The organism is Herpetosiphon sp. NSE202 (assembly GCF_042688385.1).
Lineage (GTDB): Bacteria > Chloroflexota > Chloroflexia > Chloroflexales > Herpetosiphonaceae > Herpetosiphon.
The window spans coordinates 799,036-819,891 of sequence record NZ_JBHUPY010000001.1; the positions used below are offsets into that span (position 1 = coordinate 799,036).

17 protein-coding genes are annotated in these 20,856 nt (G+C 51.1%); 4 read left to right on the forward strand and 13 right to left on the reverse strand.

The window, feature by feature from the left end; all coding sequences use genetic code 11:
- Window positions 1–12: 12 nt before the first annotated feature.
- The 7 genes from ACFMKP_RS03465 to tilS all read right to left on the reverse strand — a co-directional run bounded on the left by ACFMKP_RS03465 (window position 13) and on the right by tilS (window position 8,776).
- Window positions 13–1,404 carry a serine/threonine protein kinase gene (locus tag ACFMKP_RS03465; RefSeq protein ID WP_382289086.1) on the reverse strand — a complete coding sequence of 464 codons (1,392 nt, stop codon included), beginning with the start codon at window positions 1,402–1,404 and terminating at the stop codon, window positions 13–15.
- Window positions 1,405–1,422: 18 nt separating this feature from the next.
- A complete protein-coding gene (locus ACFMKP_RS03470) occupies window positions 1,423–2,613 on the reverse strand; it encodes a vWA domain-containing protein (protein ID WP_382289088.1) in 1,191 nt (396 codons plus the stop codon).
- A gap of 4 nt (window positions 2,614–2,617) precedes the next feature.
- Window positions 2,618–3,454, reverse strand: a complete 837-nt coding sequence (locus ACFMKP_RS03475; protein WP_204754643.1) for an FHA domain-containing protein — start codon at window positions 3,452–3,454, stop codon at window positions 2,618–2,620.
- Window positions 3,455–3,784: 330 nt separating this feature from the next.
- On the reverse strand, window positions 3,785–4,543 hold the full coding sequence (locus tag ACFMKP_RS03480) for a YebC/PmpR family DNA-binding transcriptional regulator (RefSeq protein ID WP_382289090.1): 759 nt from the start codon (window positions 4,541–4,543) through the stop codon (window positions 3,785–3,787).
- Between the two features lie 156 nt (window positions 4,544–4,699).
- Complete coding sequence (gene ftsH, locus ACFMKP_RS03485) at window positions 4,700–6,655, reverse strand: ATP-dependent zinc metalloprotease FtsH (RefSeq protein ID WP_204754645.1); 1,956 nt, start codon at window positions 6,653–6,655, stop codon at window positions 4,700–4,702.
- Between the two features lie 128 nt (window positions 6,656–6,783).
- The gene (hpt, locus tag ACFMKP_RS03490) at window positions 6,784–7,326 is read right to left on the reverse strand and encodes a hypoxanthine phosphoribosyltransferase (protein ID WP_382289092.1); all 543 of its coding nucleotides are present in this window, start codon (window positions 7,324–7,326) and stop codon (window positions 6,784–6,786) included.
- The gene (tilS, locus tag ACFMKP_RS03495; protein WP_382289094.1) at window positions 7,316–8,776 is read right to left on the reverse strand and encodes a tRNA lysidine(34) synthetase TilS; all 1,461 of its coding nucleotides are present in this window, start codon (window positions 8,774–8,776) and stop codon (window positions 7,316–7,318) included. The genes hpt and tilS overlap by 11 nt, the downstream gene beginning before the upstream one ends.
- Window positions 8,777–9,693: 917 nt before the next feature.
- On the opposite strand from tilS, the gene lepB (ACFMKP_RS03500) reads away from it, so the two are divergent.
- Window positions 9,694–10,482: a signal peptidase I gene (gene lepB, locus ACFMKP_RS03500; protein WP_382289096.1), complete on the forward strand. Its 789-nt coding sequence runs from the start codon at window positions 9,694–9,696 to the stop codon at window positions 10,480–10,482.
- On the forward strand, window positions 10,479–11,219 hold the full coding sequence (gene lepB, locus ACFMKP_RS03505) for a signal peptidase I (RefSeq protein WP_382289098.1): 741 nt from the start codon (window positions 10,479–10,481) through the stop codon (window positions 11,217–11,219). The genes lepB (ACFMKP_RS03500) and lepB (ACFMKP_RS03505) overlap by 4 nt, the downstream gene beginning before the upstream one ends.
- Window positions 11,220–11,271: 52 nt before the next feature.
- Here lepB (ACFMKP_RS03505) and ACFMKP_RS03510 read toward each other — a convergent pair whose 3' ends face one another.
- The 5 genes from ACFMKP_RS03510 to ACFMKP_RS03530 all read right to left on the reverse strand — a co-directional run bounded on the left by ACFMKP_RS03510 (window position 11,272) and on the right by ACFMKP_RS03530 (window position 17,562).
- On the reverse strand, window positions 11,272–12,138 hold the full coding sequence (locus ACFMKP_RS03510) for a PIG-L family deacetylase (protein ID WP_382289100.1): 867 nt from the start codon (window positions 12,136–12,138) through the stop codon (window positions 11,272–11,274).
- Between the two features lie 65 nt (window positions 12,139–12,203).
- Window positions 12,204–12,926 carry a 6-phosphogluconolactonase gene (gene pgl, locus ACFMKP_RS03515; RefSeq protein WP_382289102.1) on the reverse strand — a complete coding sequence of 241 codons (723 nt, stop codon included), beginning with the start codon at window positions 12,924–12,926 and terminating at the stop codon, window positions 12,204–12,206.
- Window positions 12,923–14,035, reverse strand: a complete 1,113-nt coding sequence (locus tag ACFMKP_RS03520; RefSeq protein ID WP_382289103.1) for a glucose-6-phosphate dehydrogenase assembly protein OpcA — start codon at window positions 14,033–14,035, stop codon at window positions 12,923–12,925. The genes pgl and ACFMKP_RS03520 overlap by 4 nt, the downstream gene beginning before the upstream one ends.
- 12 nt (window positions 14,036–14,047) lie before the next feature.
- Window positions 14,048–15,574, reverse strand: a complete 1,527-nt coding sequence (gene zwf, locus ACFMKP_RS03525) for a glucose-6-phosphate dehydrogenase (RefSeq protein WP_382289105.1) — start codon at window positions 15,572–15,574, stop codon at window positions 14,048–14,050.
- Between the two features lie 92 nt (window positions 15,575–15,666).
- Window positions 15,667–17,562 carry a sensor histidine kinase gene (locus ACFMKP_RS03530; RefSeq protein WP_382289106.1) on the reverse strand — a complete coding sequence of 632 codons (1,896 nt, stop codon included), beginning with the start codon at window positions 17,560–17,562 and terminating at the stop codon, window positions 15,667–15,669.
- A 488-nt stretch (window positions 17,563–18,050) separates the two neighbouring features.
- Between ACFMKP_RS03530 and ACFMKP_RS03535 the strand changes: the two genes are divergently transcribed.
- Both ACFMKP_RS03535 and ACFMKP_RS03540 read left to right on the forward strand, forming a co-directional pair.
- The gene (locus tag ACFMKP_RS03535; RefSeq protein WP_110514987.1) at window positions 18,051–18,485 is read left to right on the forward strand and encodes a Fur family transcriptional regulator; all 435 of its coding nucleotides are present in this window, start codon (window positions 18,051–18,053) and stop codon (window positions 18,483–18,485) included.
- 138 nt (window positions 18,486–18,623) lie between these two features.
- A complete protein-coding gene (locus ACFMKP_RS03540) occupies window positions 18,624–20,540 on the forward strand; it encodes a heavy metal translocating P-type ATPase (protein WP_382289108.1) in 1,917 nt (638 codons plus the stop codon).
- Here the strand turns inward: ACFMKP_RS03540 and ACFMKP_RS03545 are convergent.
- Window positions 20,537–20,803, reverse strand: coding sequence for a hypothetical protein (locus ACFMKP_RS03545; RefSeq protein WP_382289110.1), 267 nt, complete (start codon window positions 20,801–20,803; stop codon window positions 20,537–20,539). The two genes, ACFMKP_RS03540 and ACFMKP_RS03545, sit on opposite strands and share 4 nt — an antisense overlap.
- Window positions 20,804–20,856: the final 53 nt, after the last annotated feature.

Here is a 20,856-nt window from a genome sequence, read left to right on the forward strand (position 1 = left end):
CTCCTTGGTGGCCTATTGTAAGACGGTTTCTGGTAACCATCCTGTTTCTCCATCGCTGATACGTTGTACATTAAACCATTTGCGTCGATCACCGCTGATAGTGCTAGGAGTTTCATTTATCACACGAAACTTCTGGCCTGTCAGGGCTTGGCCGCTTTGCAGGGCATTTGCACTCCCATCGCCTGGTTGTGCCCGTAAAATATAGGCTTGGGTTAGCGTCACTTCCCGACTACTGGCTGCCGTCGGCTCAACAATTGGTGGCAAGGTTGAGGTTGGAATGACCTCAATCGTGACCGTTGGAAAACCGCCATTAGCTGGAGTTGCTGCTTCTGGGAGAGTCAAGGTTGGTGGAAGTGCTGCCTGATCGGGCGTTGCTTTGCCTGATGGAACAGGCGTGTCATCGCCACCAAAGAATAAAAAGAGCACTGCAATTAAAACCAGAGCACTAATCGCCCCAATACTAATCATCGTCGAGCGGCGGGAGTTGCTCATTGGCATACTTGGGGCGGCAAACGCAGCGCCATCGTTGCGCAAGGCTTCGTGCATGGCCATGCTGAAGGCAGCGCAGGAGCTATAGCGATCGGCTGGCTCAAACGCTGTCGCTTTTAAGAACACCTCGATTGCGGTTGGATGTTTGGCCAAGTTTTTGCGCATGCGCTCGCTCTGGGCCACTAGTTGTTGGCGATAGCCGGTATTCCACGTTGCCAAGGCTGCTTGATAAATTTGCGGGTCATCCGACTCTAAGCCTTTGATTTTTGGCGGCTTGATGGTTGGAATCGTATCACCCGTCAGGAAGTAGTAGACCACCAAAGCCAAGGCATATTGGTCGGTGGCTGGCACTTCGTGCCCAGTATATTGCTCAGGAGCCATATACGGCGGCGTGCCAAAACCACGTTCATCAACCAAGGCAAAGCGCTCGTGCGAAGCCACGCTAAGGTCAATCAGAATCGCATCGTGCGAGGCTTTATCGACCAAAATATTATCGGGCTTTACATCACGGTGAATAACTGGGCTATCTGGGTGGGCAATATGCAAATAATCCAAGGCGCTGCCAATTTGCTCGGCAATTTGCAGCGCGATGGTTTCGCTTTTTTGCTTGGATAATTCTTTGTTGCTATAGGCATAGACAAACGTCGTGGCCAGCGTATATGGCTCGTCACGCACGTTACTATGCACAAAGCCGATCACATGGGGGTGCTCGGCTTTTTTCAGCAAGCGTTCCTCATTCATAAAATACTGACGAACCTGAGGCAGTTTATTCGTCAGAAATTTAAGCGCCACTTCTTCACGATGGCCATCATCGTGGTTGATGATCGCGTGGTAGACTGGGCCAGAAAGCCCTTCGGCCAAACGATCATCAACAATCTCATAGCGCCCATATTGTTGACCTGCAACAAGATGCATTGGCGATCCTCCGATAGCCTACTTACCAGCCCCTGGCTCAATCCGAGTTGGGCGACGGCGGGTGGCGGTTGCTAAAGCAGTGGTAACTGCTGCCAAAATAATTGCGGCGGGAATGCCACGCAGCATGTAATCTTTTTGAATTTGACTCAGTGGGATAAACTCCGATGTGGTTGTCAATACGTCAGTTGGAATCGGCAAGGTCGAGCTTTCCCAGGTTTGGCCAGCAATCGTAACCTTAACTTGGAAGGTATGTTGTTTGTCGTCACGGGGAGCGGTATGGACAAATGCCACATCATACCCTGTGCGGTTAACTGGCTTAACCAAGGCTTTGTAGGCTTGTTCCATATTCGTAGGCCGCACATCAGCCCCCCCAGCAACATAGCGTCCGTTGGTGCTGCTGGCCAAATTTGGCAATTGATTGGTTGCTTTATCCAAGTTTTCTGGCTTGCCAATGCCTACTGCAATAATAATCGTATTATTTTTGTTGGCAATATCGACAATTTGGCTGAACAACCCAGCACTATCAGGCGTAACTGAACCATCGCCAAAAACGATTACATAGCTATCGGTGCCACGTTTTTTGGCCTCGGCAGCAGTTGCAGTTACAGCCTCTAAAACTGCGCCATACAAGTTGGTTGCGCCGTCGCGGGGTGGCTCAGTTCGCAAAACCCCAATAATTTTATTGTGATCGCGATCAAACTCAGGCGCGTTGGCTGGGCGCGTCGCTTGGCTGTTCGATGAACGCGGAATAAACAAGCCAATCGATTCAGGGTCGTTGGGCGAAACTGCATTGCCAAGGTTAATCCAGCCTTCGGCAGCAGTGCGCACTTCGCCAATAAAGGGATCACCTAAAGCTACGCTTAAGTCAGTCACCAAGCCGATGGTTGCGCCCGAAGCCCGTAACACATTTTGGCTATCAAAGGGGATTGTATGGCTGGTTGGATGGGTCGCATCAGTGGTAATCGCATTCATCACCATTTGCGAATCAGTCAGCAATTGACCATCTTGATAAATCGCTATATCGCCAGTTTCCAAGGGTGGCACATCTTGGCCAGTTGCCGTGTTGGTGACTCGCATTTTGAAGTTAACGACCCGATCGTCAAGCAATTGCGCATCGGTGAGTTTCACTTCATAGGCTGCTTGGGCGTAGGTCAAAACAGGCGAGAGTAGCAGCAAAGCAAGGATACAACGCAAAATCCACGTTTTCATGGGGTTATGCTCCTGTATTAAACTCAAATAACATTTCTACGGCGTTGTCTTGGTTGGGATCGCCTAAATAGAGCATATCGCCATGTTCGAGTGGTACTGGTTGCCCATCGAGCATGAAGCCTTGACCATCGCGGACCAAGAAGGTGCCATTGGTGCTGCCAAGATCAACAACTGCAATTTGATTTTCTTCCAACACGAATTTGGCATGCGTCCGTGAAACAATCACATCACTAACTTGAATATCACCTTTGCTGCCAATGGTGAAATCAGGTCGCAAGGCTTCGATTGAGCCTTTCCGTGAACCATTGTTAATCGTTACTGAGCCATAGGGTGCATTAATCCGCCCGCCGCCACCAGCCCCGCCCCGTCGCCCAAAAGCTCTGGTCGCAATATTGGTGATCGTTTTGGTTGCATTGCGAATCGCTGGGCTGATAACTGGCACTTCGCTGCGCGAAAGGCTCGTCAAGAGTAATGGTAAGGTTAAGGTAATTCCTAACACTCCCCATAAACCAAACGTGTTCAGATAATTGCCGAGCACAATCGCATCGTTGCGTGCAAAATCATTGGCATTTACGGGCATGCTATAGCCAACCCGATTAAGCGCACTCTTCAGGGCGCTTGCAATATAGGCTGATGGGAAGATGAGCAAAACTGGAATTGTCGATAAAAAGAGGGTTAAGAAGCGATTATGGACTTTTTTAATTTTGCGGGCAGCAAAAATCGCCAAAAACAGGATCGATAGTGCCCAAATTAAAGCCGGAAGCGCAATCGTCGGATACCACCAGTCATAGGTGATCTGCCCCATTTCCTTAATTTTTTGCCAGAACTCGAATTCGGTCATCGTGCGTCTCCTCGTGAGCTAGCGGATAGTGCTGGATAGTGCTGGATGAGGCGGGAGTGTGCGCCTCTGGTTGCAATTGCGCTGTATACCATGGTGCTTAACCTGTAGATATAGCTCCATGCCGTACTTCTGCGACATGAAGTTGAGGCGTATCGTAGGTTGTCCATAGGACTTCTGGTTAGCTAGGGTTTGGATAATCGTCCCTGATTATACCAGAATCGCCTTGTTTTGTTTTACTCTTTGGCTTGAATTTTACGGGGATAACACAAACTTAAACAAAATCAGCACAGCCTCAGACTGTGCTGATTTATGCTGCTCACGATTGATTAACTAGCCTTGTTCTGCATATTTTTCGGCTAATTCATCGGAGATTTCTAAGTTGCTATAGACTTTTTGCACATCGTCGAGATCTTCGAGCCGCTCCATGAGCCGTAGAATCTGGAAGGTCGTGGCTTCGTCTGCTTCCATGATTGTTTTGGCCAGCATGGTTTTTTCGGCAGTGCTAATTTTGAGGCCTTGCTCGTTGAGTGCATCCCGCACCGCAGCCAGCTTGCTAAACTCGGTGTAAACAATAATCGTATCGTCGTTGACGATCACATCATCTGCATCAGCATCAATCGCCAACAAGGTTACTTCGTCGGGGTCGGTTTTTTCAGTCCGATCAATATTGATCAAGCCTTTAATATCAAACATCCAGCCGACCGAGCCACCTTCGCCAAGCGTGCCGCCATTTTTGTTGAAGGCAGTGCGAATTTCGGAGACTGTGCGGTTACGATTGTCGGTCGCAGCATCGACGATAACCGCAATCCCACCTGGGCCATAGCCTTCGTAGGTTACTTCTTCGAGCGCTGCTTCACCACTTACGCCAGTGCCGCGATCAATTGCCCGTTGAATGTTATCCGATGGCATATTATCGGCTTTGGCCTTTTCAATCGCCAAGCGCAGCCGAAAGTTCATATCAGGGCTGCCGCCGCCTTCGCGGGCTGCAATCGTAATATCTCGGGCGATTTTTGTCCAGCGTTGACCTCGGCGTTGATCAAGAACCCCTTTTTTGCGGCGAATTTCATGCCATTTTGTATGCCCTGACATCGGAAAACTCCTACGGTTGACAATTAAGCACACAGATTGTGCTACTCAATCATTAGTTTTTGTTGACCATTATAGCGTATGCCTGAGAAGGTTGGCAAAAAATTGGCGCAAGCATTATTGCCTGCGCCAATTCTCAAATAAGCATTTGAGCGAGATTTAGATGCGTTGCTTGGGCAAAGCGTCGTTATAAGCTCCGTTGTTGGAGTTATATTGCACCACTTCATCAAGCAAATTGCGTAATGGCTCACCATCGAGGTTTTCATGCTCGATCAAGGCTTCGGCCATGCGGTTCATCACTTCGCGGTTGCGCTCTAAGATCGCGCGGGCGCGTTCGTGGCCTTCGCTGACCAAGCGGCGCACTTCCGAATCGATCTTGCGTGAGGTTTCTTCCGAATAGTTGCGTTGTTCGCTGATTTCGCGGCCCAAGAAGATCAACTCTTCTTTTTCGCCAAAGGCGATTGGCCCCAGCTCCGAACTCATCCCATAGCGGGTAACCATAGCGCGAGCCATGCGGGTCACTTGTTGAATATCGCCTGAAGCGCCAGTTGTAAAGTCGCTCAGCACCAATTCTTCAGCGGCCCGACCACCAAGCGCCACCGCAATTTGGGCTTCAAATTGCGAAACGCTCATGTAGCTTTGATCTTCGTCGGGAATCATCAAGGTGTAGCCACCAGCCATCCCGCGAGGAATGATCGTCACTTTGTGCACAGGATTTGCGCCTGGCATAGCTTTCGCAACAATTGCATGCCCAGCTTCGTGGAAGGCGGTCAACTCTTTTTGCTTTGGTGTCATCACGCGCGAGCGGCGTTCTGGGCCACCAAGCATAATTCGTTCGGTTGCATCTTGCATTTCTTGCATAGCGATGCGTTTCTTCGAGCGGCGTGCAGCCAAGATAGCGGCTTCGTTGACGATGTTGGCCAGATCAGCACCAGATGAGCCTGGAGTCAATTTGGCAATTGCTTCCAAATTAACATCTTCGGAAAGTGGCTTGCCTTTGGTATGCACTTTGAGCACTTCGACCCGTCCGCGCATATCGGGAGCATCCAACACCACTTGGCGGTCGAAACGGCCTGGGCGAACCAAAGCTGGGTCGAGCACGTCAGGGCGGTTGGTAGCGGCAATCACAATCACATTGGTGTTGCTATCGAAGCCGTCCATTTCAACCAAGATTTGGTTGAGGGTTTGTTCGCGTTCGTCGTGCGAGCCACCAAGACCAGCACCACGTTGGCGACCAACTGCATCAACTTCATCGATAAAGACGATACATGGTGCATTGCGCTTGGCTTGTTCGAACAAATCGCGGACGCGGCTTGCGCCAACCCCAACAAACATTTCGACAAATTCCGAGCCGCTGATTGAGAAGAATGGCACGCCTGCTTCACCGGCAACTGCGCGGCTGAGCAAGGTTTTACCAGTCCCTGGAGGGCCGACCATCAAAACACCACGCGGAATCCGCGCGCCAAGTTGGGCGAATTTCTCAGGAAATTTAAGAAACTCGACAACTTCGGTTAAGTCTTGTTTAGCTTCTTCTTGGCCAGCAACGTCAGCGAAGGTTACTGATGGTTTATCGCCAGTGAACATGCGGGCTTTGCTCTTGCCAAACGACATCGCTTGGTTGTTCGAGCCTTGCGCTTGGCGCATGAAAAAGACGAAAAAGCCAATCAGCAACAGCGTTGGCAGCAAGAAGGTCAAAGCTGCGCCTAAGATTCCGCCCCATGCTGGAGCCGATTTCGGGTTGAACTTAACCTTAGCGGCGTTTTCCAATGGTGCGGCAATTGCAGCTTTATTTTCTGGGTCTTTCAGCTCAGCAAGTTTGCTCGCATCTTGGGCTTTTTGCGAAAGTAGCTCTTCGATACTTTCGGTCGTGCTGTTTTTATGTGAGATATAGGTAACTGGTGGCGTATCGTTGGTGGTTGCGCGAAACTCGATATTGCCCTCGGTTTGCACGATTTCGGCAATTTTACCTTGGAGCGATAAATCGAGAATCTCGCTGTAGCTCTTTTCACTGGTATTGCCAGGACTACCATTGATGTATTGATAGAAGAGCGCCAACGCCGCCACTACGATGATCAAATACACAAAACTGTTGCGTAAGAAGCGATTTTCACCCATCGCAGTATCTCCTGAACGTGCGCACACGCTCATAAAATTTTGCTGCACTCCATGCGGAGTACAGCGACCTTCAAAAATTATACCAAAGCGCTACCTACCTAGCAAGGGAAAGCTTTATTAGCAATGTGTTAATGCGTATAAACACGTGGGCTTAAAACCCCAATATAGGCCAAGTTGCGATAGCGTTCAGCATAGTCCAACCCGTATCCCACTACAAATTCGTTGGGAATGTCGAAACCACAGTAATCAACCTGCACATCGACGTTGCGGCGTTCAGGTTTATTGAGTAGGGCACAAATCTCTAAAGCAGCTGGGTTGCGCCGCAAAAGCATATCATGCACATACTTTAATGTTAAGCCACTATCAATAATATCTTCGACGATGATCACATGCTTGCCAGCAATATCAAGATCGAGATCTTTGTTCAACCGTACTACGCCAGTGCTTTCGGTGCTGGCTCCATACGATGAGACGGCGATGCAATCGTAGGCAACCTCGCGGTCGAGCGTGCGAATCAGATCGGCCATGAAAATCAGCGAACCTTTTAAGATGCCAACCAATACCAGCTCTGGCGCGTTAACCGTTGCTTGGGCAATTGCTGTGCCAAGCGCTTGAACTCGGTTTTGGAGTGTTGCGGTATCAATTAATACCCGTTCAAGATCAGGATGCATCGGCGTGAGTATCCTCCAAGGTTATCAGCAAAAAGCGGGTTGTTTCGGGCGTAGGGTGGGCATGTTCGGCCATCAGCAGGCCTGGAATCCAGAGAATGCCCACATTATCGACAAATAATGGCCATTGAGCACGCAATTCGCGTGGCAAACGCATATCAACCATAATATCTTGGATGCGGCGTGAGCCAATGCCTCCAGCAGGCCGCATGCGATCGCCTGGGCGACGTTGGCGTAACAGCAATTTGCCTTGAATCGCATCAGCATCGAGCAAGCCTTGCCAGCGCGAAAGGTTGTATTCAGGTCGACTTGGCATCAATTCCATAATCACCCGCCAGCGTTCATCTGGCAGCGGAGTCATGCCTTGTTGGTTGAGCGGCCATTCATCGATGCTCAACTGTGGCTCGTCGTTGGTTGGTTGCATGGTCGTGGCAACGGTCATCGTCCAGCCATGCGGTTTGCGATGCAGCACTAAATTATGTGGCATCTGGCAAAACAGTTGCATGCTGTTCATTGCACTTAACGCATGGTCAAGCTGTGAGGATGTTAATTCCTCGCGCTCAGGCCGCAGCAGATGTACCGCGCGGCGAATTGCATGGCGCTGTAAGGCAGGATGCATATGGTTCCATTGCTCGCGATGAAAGGTTATTGAGCCTGGCTCAAATTCAATTAAGCTTTGCCATTGGCGATCCAGCTCACTTTGCATGTAGTCAGTTTCAATCGCTGCCAAGCGGGCTGTGCGCGCCAAGGCCGAAACAACTTTGGCGTTGTATTCGCCGAGCAATGGCAAGAGTTGATGCCGAATTCGGCCCCGCGTATATTCAAGCGAGTTATTGGTCGGGTCGCGGCGTGGATCTAATTGCTGCTCATCGCAATAGGCCTCAATTTCGTCGCGGGTAATATTCAGCATTGGGCGAATCAAGGCTGGCCCGCTTGCTTGATGGGGCATGCCAGCGGTCACTCGCCACCCAGCCCACTCGGTGCGCGGGCGCATTGCGCTCAAGCCGCTTGGGCCTGTGCCGCGCAATACGTGCAACAAGACGGTTTCGGCCTGATCATCTGATTGATGGCCAAGCACAACCGCATCTGCTTGCTGTTGCAACGCAACCTCGGCCAAAAAACGATAGCGGGTGGCACGGGCAGCGGCAGGCAGCCCAACATGAAATTGTTTGGCAATTTGGTCAACATCGCGTAATTCAATCGTCGCGGTTAAACCCCAATCGGCAGCTATCTCGGCCACAAATGCTGCTTCAGCAGCAGATTGCTCGCCGCGCAAACCATGATCAAGGTGGGCGACATGCAAGCGCCAGCCATAGGGCACAGCCAAGGCGGTAAGGCGATGCAAAAGGGCCAGCGAATCGGGGCCACCCGAAACCGCCACCACCAAACATGCTGCCGAGGCAAGGCGGCCATCGCGAATTAGGGTTGTTTCAATGTCGAGTAGTTGGGACATAGCTGGGTTCTCGTTGCCAAGTGGTGCCACGCTTGATGATAGCACATTTTTGCGGCTAATTCGATCAATCGAACGATGGAGTTGTTGGGGCAAGTAGTCAGGGTCTAGGGATCAGGGGTGCGGAACCACGAAGCGCACAAAGAGCACGAAGGAGCCGAAACCGCGAAGAACGCGAAGAGCACGAAGTTGTGAAGGTGGGTGAATAGATGCGTCAAAACAATCAACAAAACGAATATTAGGGGGTGCAGGGGGATGAAAACCCCTTGCGTCTCCCGCCTTGAGGCGGGACGGAAGGGTGGTGAAACGCTGAGAAGGGATTGGTTGTTAGGAATCGAAACCGCGAAGAACGCGAAGAGCACGAAGTTGTGAAGGTGGGGGAATAGATGCGTCAAAACAATCAACAAAACGAATATTAGGGGGTGCAAGGGGATGAAAACCCCCTGCGTCTCCCGCCTTGAGGCGGGACGGAAGGGTGGTGATCAACAATGCTGATTAACAACCTACCCTTGAAAAGTTAGAGATCAGAGCTTGGGAATTGTAACCACAAAGCATCAAAAAGATTGCAAGCTATAGGTTGATGGCAGCCGCTGATTAGCACTTGATTAACAACCGATGCGAACCAGCCTACCTATGTTATGCTGATAGAAGCCAGCTTGCTGCAGACCATTCTCGGAACAAATAACCGTTATCAGGCGTTGTTCAGCTGCCTATCAGTTAACGGCCCATGGAACCGCTAACATTGGCCGACTGACGGCATGGGCTTTGCTTTAAATTGACAGCAATTGGGCTTGGCGGCATACTAGATGATCAATCCCCAATTTGGTCAATTAAAATCAAGACTTCTAGGGCAGGTTTGGCCAAAGTTGGTATGCTATAATGCCGCGCAGCGACTTAATTCAGGGTGTAAGGATAATTCAATGAGTTCAACACCGCTTCGGGATCGGATTGATCAACGTGTTCACCATGATCCAAATCCATTAAAACCAACGCTGCTTGAGCCAGCTCCGCCACCAGAAGAACCGGTGGATTTAGACGAGGCTGCTGCGAAGACCGTTCCCCAACGTCGCGGCTGGTCGGTCGTCAAAGAGATTATCGAGACGGTCGTTTTTGTGCTTTTGGTCTTTTTTATTGTGCGTGGGCTATTGCAAAATTTTCGCATCGAAGGCTCTAGTATGTTCCCGACCATGCACGATCAGCAATATATTTTGGTCAACAAAGCCTTGTATATGCACTTCGATTTAAATGCCCCATTGCGCTTGTTGCCTGGCCGTGGCGAGCTTGAGCAAAATGTGGTTTATCCCTTCCGCAAGCCGCAACAAGGCGATATTGTGGTGTTCTTGGCTCCCGAATCGGCCCACGATGAGCCGGATAAAGACTATATCAAACGGGTGATTGGGGTTGAAGGTGATAAAGTAACCTTGCTTGATGGCCAAGTCTATGTCAACGATCAACTGCTTGATGAATCGGAATATCTTGATGCTGGCACGCAAACCAACTGCAAAGGCTATGCCGCAACCTGCACCGTCGATGTACCAGTTGGCCATGTCTTTGTGATGGGTGATAACCGCAATAATAGCAGCGATTCGCGCGAATGGGGGCCATTGCCACTTGATAATGTGATTGGCAAAGCCTGGCTCTCGTATTGGCCCAAAGAAGATTGGGGCGTTGTGCAAACCCCTAGTTATGTATCACCAACTGATCAATGAACGATTTCGAGCAACCTGAAGTAAAAACAACTCGTTTGGCGCTTGATGATACGCTGCCACTGCCGGTGACAGCCCCAAGCGCCGACGAAATTGCTTGGCTTGAGCAATCGCAAACCCCATTGCCAGCACCGCAAACCCCTGCGCCACAACGCCCGCGTTTGCGTAACTCGTGGCAGTTGTTTGCCGGCTTGATTTTAAGTTTTTTGATCTTGCGCAGTTTGATTCAAAATTTTCAAATCGAGGGCGAAAGCATGGAGCCAACCATGCAAACCAAACAATATGTGTTGGTCAATAAAGCAATTTACGCGCATCTCGATTTAAACGCGCCCCTGCGTTTGTGGCCTGGTAATGGCGATGTGCCCAAAAAATTTCTCTATTTGCTGCACCCGCCTGAACGTGGCGATATTATTGTGTTTCTTGCGCCCCCTGCTGCCCACGATTTGCCCGACAAAGATTATATCAAGCGGGTGATTGGGGTTGGCGGCGATACGATTCGGATTCGCGAGGGCAAGGTTTGGGTGAACGAGCAGCAATTAACCGAGGAGTATATTGGCGGGGTTGAAACTCTCTGTGATGCCCATTGCGAGCTAACTGTGCCGGAAGGCCATGTGTTTGTGATGGGCGATAATCGGCCATCTAGTAGCGATTCACGGCGCTGGGGGCCGTTGCCCTTAGAATATGTAATTGGCAAGGCTTGGCTTAGTTTTTGGCCCAAAGAGCGCTGGGCTAGCTACTAATCAATTAATAAAATGAAGCTGGGCGAAATCATCGCCCAGCTTCATTTTAAAGTTAACGAATCCCTAGCAAAAGATCGGTTTCATACTCTTCACGTTGGGGCAAGCTCACCCGCGATTCGATCAGCGAAAAATGTTCATGGCTCAGCAAATCGCCGCGTAACTCCTCGGGCAAGGCCAAAAAGCCCCATGTCGGCGCAATTTGGGTTCGATGCTCAAGCAACGATTGCAATTTTGTCGTCAGATATTGGCTAATTTCAATCGCTGTAGTTGTGCGTGGATCATCGACATACCGTTCAAGATCGGTTTCTGGATCGTCGAGCGGCGTTTTATCGCCCCGAGCTTGCATATATTCCCAGGCTTTGCGCCAAATCGAGCGCCGATAGGCGGTGTAGTAGAGTTTCTTTGGTTCCCAGGCTGGGCCAGCCTCGGGAAACTGCTCGGGATCGCCTGCTGCATGAAAGGCTGCAACCGTGATTTTGTGGGCCATAATATGATCGGGGTGGCCATAACTGCCATTTTCATCGTAGCTAATCATCACATCTGGTTGATATTGGCGCACTAAGGCGACCAAACGCGCCGTGGCTGCTTGTAAATCAGCTTTGTTAAACGATTCAGGGTGATCGTTGGCTGGGGTGTTGATCATGCCCGAATCGCGGTAGGCCAACTGATGAAACTCGGTAATATTGAGCAGCGCAATCGCCTTTGCCAATTCCACATCGCGAATTTCGGCCAAGCGTGCTTTGTTCTCAGGCGTGTTTAATTCGGCATCTACAATTTCGCCTTCTTCGCCACGAGTACAGGTTACCAAAACGACCCGCACTCCTTCCTCGTGATACTTCAGCGCAATGCCGCCTGTTGAAATCACTTCATCATCAGGGTGGGCATGCACAAGCATAATCGTTGGTCGATGGTCAGTCATGAACATTCCTTTCAATGCTATGGTGCATGCCTACTATTGTGCCACGAAAACGTGTTAACGATCAGTTAACGTTGCAGTTGGCTAGCCGCCGCTTGGTCGATCAGCCAATCGGCATTGCGAATTAGGCTGGCAGGATAGTTTTGATAGTTGCCTGTTTGCTCAAGCAGCTCGCGAATGACGTTGGCTTTATCAGCGCCTGCCGCCAAAAAGAGCTTGCTGCGGGCATTATTGATCACTGGAGCAGTCAATGAAATGCGATATTGCTTGAGTTTGGCAACCCATGTTTCAGCCACCAACACATCGTCGCGGCCCAAAATATCGCTTTCGGGAAACAGTGAGGCGGTGTGGCCATCGTTGCCCAAGCCTAGCAGCATCGTATCAAATTGCGGTAATTGGCCTTCGGCTAGCCCAAAGATGCGTTTGATTTCATGGGCATATAAGCTGGCAGCGCTTTCTGAAGCCAACTCGCCACGAATTCGCAGCACATTGGCAACCGGAATCGGAATATGATCGATTAAGGCGATTTTGGTCATGCGATAGTTGCTTTGGAGATCGTCAGGCCCGACGCAGCGCTCATCGCCCCAAAAGAGAAATGCTCGGCCCCACGTAATCTTGTGCAGATACTGAGGGCTAGCTAACAATTCAAACAGCGCTTTGGGCGTTGAGCCACCAGATAACGCGATGATCCAACGGCCACGTTCGGCGATGGCGGTTTGAGCCTCGGCAACCAGCCGATCAGCCGCGAGAATCATCAATTCCTCGCGGCTTGGGGCAATCTGCAGCGTCATACATGTGCTCCATGAGGATCGGTTGCTTGGGCAATTGCAGCGACAATCGCCAATGCCCGTTCATAAACCCGATCATGACTATACATATTCAATTCATTTAAGAGCAAGAGACTATCGCTGGGATTCGGTAATTCGCTCATCTGGCAGCGGGTTTCGCTATCAAGCCGCAGGTTGGCGAGCAAGGCTTGTTTGTTGCTGCTGCGGCCAACTGTGATTGCGGCCTTGTGCTTGGCAGCTTGCAATTCGATAAACGGTACTTCTTCGCCAGTTCGATCGCTGGTTTGCATGCTGATTGTGACCGTGCCATTGCGATGTTTGAAATTGCAAAGCAAGGTTTCGCTATTGCCGCTCGCGCTGACCAGTTGCCAATCCAGGCAGGTTGCGATCCAGCCGATGCTGAGCAAGCCAGCTGCTTGATGTCGCCCAGTGGTTACTTTGATGCTGCTGATATTTTCGAGCACTGGGCGCATAGCCATAGCATCGAAAATTTGGGCAAAAGCTGTGCGCCACGGGGTCAAACGTGCCCAGGTCAAATCGCTGACCGCATCGGTTTGGTCGCTGGTCATCATAGTGTTTAAGCGCGCCAAATCCGGCAATGGATCGAGAAAATCAGCAGAGTCCATAATCCAGCGATCGGCGTGGGCAAAGAGTTGGGTGCGCACGTTGCTGGCTGGGTGCAACGGCCCTGGCCACCAGACAAACAAAGGTAAATCGGAAACGACCAAGGGCAGCACCGTGCCCGGCAAACGGCGGCGCATCTGTTCGCCAACTGCGAAGGTAATTTGCTCGCAACATACTTGCTCGTGTTCTTCGCTACTTGGTTGGCAAACCGTGCTGACCCACGCGCTAAGTTCCTCAGGCTCGTTGGCCGTTTCGATCAAAATTGCGCGACAGGGATGCACGCCAAAGACTTGGGGCAACGCGGTGCGAATCCGCTTCGCTAATTCTTGGTTTGCGCCATAGCCAATCACGGTCATAGTACAAACGCGGGTCATCACATGGTTGGCATCGCGATGCTGATCTCCTAAATCACGCCACAAATCGCGCAGTTGGTCCTCAATCTCAGCAACATTCGCTGGACGCGGGCTATTGGAAATTTCGCCCATCATGGTTGCCACCTCCTACAATTTGCGCCACTCGCGGCCATCACGTTGCATAAATTGATCAGATTCGTCTGGACCCCATGTGCCTGCCTCGTAGTGCGGCAAGTGCTCAACGCCATCGTTTTCCCAGCGTTCGAGGATGGGTGTCATCAAGGCCCATTGGGCTTCGACCTCATCGCGGCGGGTAAACAGGGTCGGGTCTCCAAGCATGGCATCGAGCAACAAGCGTTCGTAGGCTTCGGGCGCAGCTACCCCAAACGACGAGCCATAACGAAAATCCATATTAACGGGATGGATAATCATGCGCTGGCCTGGTTGTTTGGCGCTAAATTTGAGCGTAATGCCTTCGTTTGGTTGAATGCGGAGCGCGAGCACGTTCGATTCAATTTCATCGCGAATTTCGGGGAAGAGCAGCAAGGGCGGTTTTTTGAATTGAATCGCAATTTCGGTGACTCGTTTGGCCAACCGTTTGCCAGTGCGCAGGTAGAATGGTACGCCAGCCCAGCGCCAATTGTCGATCTCGAATTTGAGCGCGACAAAGGTTGGGGTGCGCGAAGCTGGATTAACGCCCTTCTCGGCTAAATAGCCTGGCACTTCATCGCCATTGATTGTACCCTGATCATACTGGGCACGTAGCGCATTCTGATCAACATCGTTGGCGCTCATCGGGCGAATCGCATGTAGCACTTTAACTTTCTCGCTGCGCACTTCATGCTCGTTAAACTCAACTGGTGGTTCCATGGCGGTCAGGGTCAGCAATTGCATCATATGATTGGTGATCATATCGCGCAACGCGCCAGCTTCCTCATAAAATCCAGCGCGGCTGCCGATGCCAAGGCTTTCAGCGACCGTAATTTGCACATGATCGATGTAGTTACGGTTCCAAATTGGCTCGAAAATGGCGTTGGCAAAGCGCGCAACCAACAAGTTTTGCACAGTTTCTTTGCCAAGATAATGGTCAATCCGATAGACTTGGCTTTCATCAAAAGCGCGGCTAACCAGATCGTTGAGTTCTTGGGCCGATTTGTAATCGTGGCCAAATGGCTTTTCGACGATAATTCGCGACCAGCCATGGCTTTGTTCGGTCAATTTGACCTTTTGCAAGTTGCTAATTGCATCGTCAAACCACGATGGCGGGATTGCCAAGTAGAACAGCCGATTGCCGCCAGTGCTGCGTTGCTGATCGATTTGTTCGAGGCGGCTGGCAATTTGCTCGTAGGTATTGAGGTCGCCAAATTCGCCGCCAACCCAAAACAGGCCTTCGGCAAAGGTTTGCCAAACTTCTTCGTTAATTGGCTGAACGCGCGAGAATTGCTCGGCGCTTTTGCGCATCTCAGCGCGAAAATCATCGTCGCTCCATGGGCGGCGGCCAACGCCAAGCAAAGAAAAGCCTGCGGGCACCATGCCTTCGCGGGCCAGATTATAGAGTGCAGGCAATAATTTACGGGCAGTGAGATCTCCGGTTGCACCAAAAATCACCACAGTACATGCTTCAGGGGTGCGAGCAATTCGTAAGCCTGCTCGCAAAGGATTTGGCTGGTCCACAAGCCCTCCTTAGGAACCACGCATAATGACAGGGCTACATCCTTCCTAGTAGCCCCGTTGCGTTTATAGCATAGCACTGTTTTGCAAAATGTTTAGTAATTGTTGCTGGCAGCTATAACGCTTTGCCGCGGCACAGCGAGGGTAAACGTCGAGCCAATGCCTGGCTCGCTCCAAACCCGAATATCGCCGCCAAGCAGCCGCGCCAAATGGCGACAGAGCGCTAAGCCCATGCCCGTGCCATCGTAGCGGCGGGTGCTTGAGGCATCAAGTTGGCTGAATTCAGCAAATAGCAAGGGTAAATGCTCGTGATCGATGCCAATTCCGGTGTCGCAGACCTCAAAGGCAATCATTTCGGGGTCGAGGCTATCGGGAGCAATCGTCAGGCGCACTTGGCCTTGGTCGGTAAATTTGTTGGCGTTGTGCAGCAGTTGGAAGATAATCTGGCGGACTTTTGAGCTATCCGAATACACCCAGCTTGCATCTGGGTCGAGCTTAATTTCGAGTTGGTTGTTGCGTTTTTGAAATTGAGTGCGTAAGCTCAGTTCGAGCGAATTGGTGACCATTTCGAGGTCAACATCATCGTAATGCACGTTTGATGCGCCTGATTCTAAATTCGCTACCTGCAAAATAGTTTCGATCACGTGCAGCAAATGCCTGCCAGCGCTGCGCACTTGACGGGCATCATCAGCAGATTGTTGTTGGTTGGTAGCGCTCAAATCGTCGATCAGCAGCTCGCTATAGCCAATAATTGCATTCAGCGGCGTGCGCAACTCATGGCTCATCATGCTCATAAAGGTGCTTTTGGAGCGGCTAAATACCTCGGCAGCCAAGGCGCTGCTTTTCAAACTATGAATTTCTTGGCTATCTTTGAGCAATTGCTGGGCTAAGCGCACCAGTTGCTGCACATGGTTGATGGTGGCATTAATTTGCTGCTCGCTAAATGGGCGAATTTGCTCCAAGGCTATACGGTAGCGCTCCCAATCGAGGCCTAATTCTTGGGCATAACAGCGATGCCATTGCCAATCGATTGGATCTTGGGCAATAAAATTGCGATTTTCAATCGTGCCCAAAACCGTGTTATTGCTGATCACTGGCACGACCAGCCAAACCAAACCGCCATGATGTTGGGCAATGACTGGTTGCTTGCTGGCGTAGGCTTGCTCGCGGGCTTGCTCAATCGTTTGGCCAAGCTTGCGCCAACCAGCGTGCTGACCAATCAGTTGATAGAGCGAATCGTCGGCGAAACATTGGCGCTGGCTTTCGTGGAAGCGCTGATAATGTTGCGGCTCGAGAAAATGGTCAAGCCCTAGTCCGGCGTTGGTTTGCAAATCGAAGGCAATGTTGGTTAAATCGCGCAGGCTGGATAACGTGTCCCACAAGGTATTGGCAGGCAACAAATCAAAAATAGCAGGTAAGGGTTGCTCAATATGGCGCAAATGGGCATTAATGCCTTCGCAAGTTGTCCAATCGGCGGCCAAATAGGCCATGGTGGTAATTTGCGGTTGGCCGCTGGGCTGGCCAATCAGGCGAATGGCGCTGGTGCGCACTGCATTAAAATGAGCAGCATAGGCTCCGAAGGGCTTACGATCGCCACGTTGCGGGCTAAAATGATAATTTGGCGTAATTTGCAAATCTTCGACATTGTGCCATGCACCCTCAGCGTCGCGATATTGCACTTGCAGTGAAGTCCACCAGCCATGATCATCGAACATGGGGCCATGCATCCAATACACCACATTTAATTTGGTGGGTTTGGGAAACGTCAGGGCATACCAATCGGGCGCATTATCGGGCTTAATCTCATAGGTATCGAACCAATGGCGATAATTGCCGCGCTGTGGGCCGAATAATAAAAAGCGCGGATCGTCAACGCCATCGCCCGCAGGGTGACGTACAGAGCAGCTGGCGCGCACGCCGTAGGCATAACTTGCCAAGTGTTGGGGCGATGTCCGCCGAATACAGGTTGGATGATCGAAGAGATAATGCATAGCTGGCCCTCCCAAATGCCCGTGATAGCATGTATTGTACCCAGCTACGATGTTGGATAGAATTGATTTTGCTGATACCTTAGTCCCAACTGTAGGGTGGGTTTTTACCTATGCCGATCTCAAGCCTAGGGCATGACCATAGTTTTTGTGGCAAACATTGAGTGGCTGGTGCCTAATTGAGTGATCCCCTCACCCCCCAGCCCCCTCTCCCACGAAAACGCGGGCGAGGGGGAGCCGACCATGTTTCGCCAAGGAATTGCGGGAGAACCAGCGTGTTAAAGCCCCTCGCCCGCGCCACAGGAGAGGGGTTGGGTGTGAGGGGATCTTCATAACCTACCTTGAAAGCCAGCCCCCTCGCCCACGAAAACGTGGGCGAGGGGGAGAACCCATTTGTTGTCAAAGCTTCACTTGACGAGTTAAGCATGTGTTGCTAAAAATGAAGCCTAATGCTAGAATAGTAATTAGAATCATTCTAAGGTTGAAGCACAATGGCAATTATGCAACCTGAAGAGCGCGCACGGCGCTTATTACGCGAATTGGAACACCACGGCTATCGGCCAACGCCGCAACGCGAGGCGGTTTGTTGGGCGTTAGCGCGCCATGGCGGGCATCCCACTGCTGCCGAAATTGTCGAGGTGGTCAAACAGCATGGCATTGGCCAAGCCACGGTCTACAATACCATCACAACCTTGGAAAAGCTGGGGGTTATTCAGTCGATGCCGTTGAATACCGATGAGCACACCCGCTATGACCTCGATACAACTCCACATATGAACTTCGTTTGTTCGCAGTGTGGCTCAATTATCGATTGTCATGCACCACAGCTTGACTTAATGTTGGCTCAAATTGCCTCGACCGCTGGCGCAACCTTCGAATCAGCCAATGTGGTGGTTTATGGACGCTGCGAACGTTGTAAAAATTAAAAGTAAAGAGTGCTTCGGCACTTTTTATTTGATCGCAATTTAGAATCATTCTAAATTAAAACATTTAAAACAGCGCAAATAGCCGAAATTTTTTTATCAGCAATTTAGAATCATTCTCATTGCTAAGGAGCGTGGGTCATGACAACCAGTGTTAGCAATCGCCATTTGCATGCCGAGGCTCAAGCCGAGCTTGACGAGCTTGCGGCCCTGCCTTGGATGCTGCGATTAACCGCGATCTGTTTGCTGGCGACAGGCTTGGGCTGGGTGGCTGGCAGTTTTGCCAGTGTGCCAACGTGGATTCCTTGGTTGCTGTATGTGCTGGCGTTTGCTAGTGGCGGCTGGTTTCCATTGGGCAATGCCTGGGAAAGCCTGCGCCAACGTGAATTCGATGTTAATTTCTTGATGATTGTGGCTGCAATCGGCGCGGCGGCGGTTGGGCAGCCGCGTGAAGGCGCAATTTTGATGTTTTTGTTTGCGCTTTCGAATACGCTCGAAACCTATGCCATGGGCCGGACCCATCTCGCGGTCAATGCGCTGTTGGAGATGGCTCCCGACCAAGCGACTAGAATTGCTGTTGATGGCAGCCAAAGCGTGGTTGCGGTGGCCGATTTGGCGCTCGGCGATCGGGTGCTCGTGCGGCCTGGCGAGCGCATTCCCGTCGATGGGATTGTGCGGATCGGCGCTTCTGCGATCAACGAGGCCGCAATTACTGGCGAATCGTTGCCAGTCGATAAAGCTGCTGGCAGCAAGGTGTTTGCTGGTACGCTCAATACCACTGGTGCATTAACGATTGAGGTAACGGTTGCGGTTGGCGATACAACCTTGGCGCGGATTATCGAAACTGTGGCTGAAGCTCGCAGCCAAAAAGCCAAAGCCCAAGATTTTACCGATCGGGTGATTGGCCAATATTATGCCTATGCTGTGGTGGCAATGACCCTGTTGGCGATTGCCATTCCCTTGCTGTTTCTCGATTGGGATTTGAAAACGACACTCTACCGCGCGATGGCTTTGATGGTAGTGGCCTCGCCGTGTGCCTTGGTCATTTCAATTCCAGCGGCGATGCTTTCGGCAATGGCCAACGCCGCTCGCCATGGCATGTTGTTCAAAGGTGGGCGCTATCTTGAAGCTGCTGCCAAGATTAAAGTGGTGGCCTTGGATAAAACTGGCACCCTGACGACTGGCCAATTGAGTGTGACCCAAACGCTTGATCTTGGGCAACAGCCAACCGAATATTGGCTCAAAGCAGCAGCAGCGGTCGAAGCGTTCTCGGAACATCCCTTGGCTAAGGCGATTGTGAACTATGCTGAACAACATAACATCAGCGTGCCAACTGCGGTTGATTTTCAATCGATTACCGGCATGGGCGCGCAAGCAGATGTACATGGCCAGTTGGTGCAAGTTGGCCGACCGCGCTTGTGGGGCGAGACGGTGCAAGCTCAGGCAGCCAAACTTGAGGCTGAAGGCGCAACCGTGATTGGCGTTGGCACAATCGACCAAGCCTGGGGTCTGATTGCCTTGGCTGATACCGTGCGGCCTGAAGCCAAGCAAGCGATTGCTGCCTTGCACGCTGCGGGAGTTGAACGGGTGGTGCTATTGACTGGTGATAATCGGGCAGTTGCCCAGCACGTGGCTAGCCAACTTGGCATCGACGATGTGCGGGCAGAATTGTTGCCTGGCGATAAAGCCAGCATGATTGACCAATTGCAACAAAGCTATGGCCCAGTTGCCATGGTTGGCGATGGCGTGAATGATGCGCCTGCCTTGGCCAAAGCCCAACTTGGCGTAGCCATGGGCGTTGCTGGCACCGATGTCGCCTTGCAAAGCGCCGATGTGCTGTTGCTTAGCGACGATTTATTGAAGCTTGCTGAAGCTTTGCGGCTTGGTCGCCGCGCCCAACGGATTGTTTGGCAGAATATTGCTTTTGCTGGAAGTGTGATTGTTGTGCTGTTAGTTTCAGCGTTGTTTGGCAATATTGCCTTGCCTTTGGGCGTGATTGGCCACGAAGGCAGCACGTTATTGGTTGTCGCCAATGGCTTGCGCTTATTGCGGCGCTAACCAAACAGCATAAAGCTTAAGACCAAAACCATTGCTACCAACATACACCATGCCAAAGGGTCCTTGCGCAATTGACGATTCATATTGGGCAAGGGCTTTCTGTAGGTATATTCGTGGCCACACTCAAGACATTGCACAAAAAAGCGAAACATATGAATACCTGAATTAAGCAAGGGTTTCATATGCTGTTTTTTGCTGCCACACTCAGGGCAAGCAAAGCTCTCGTGCATATCTTTGGCATTCGGCACTTGATAATCGGCCATACAACAACTCCTCATTTGGTTGGGGCAATGAAGCGACGATGGCGATCAATAGC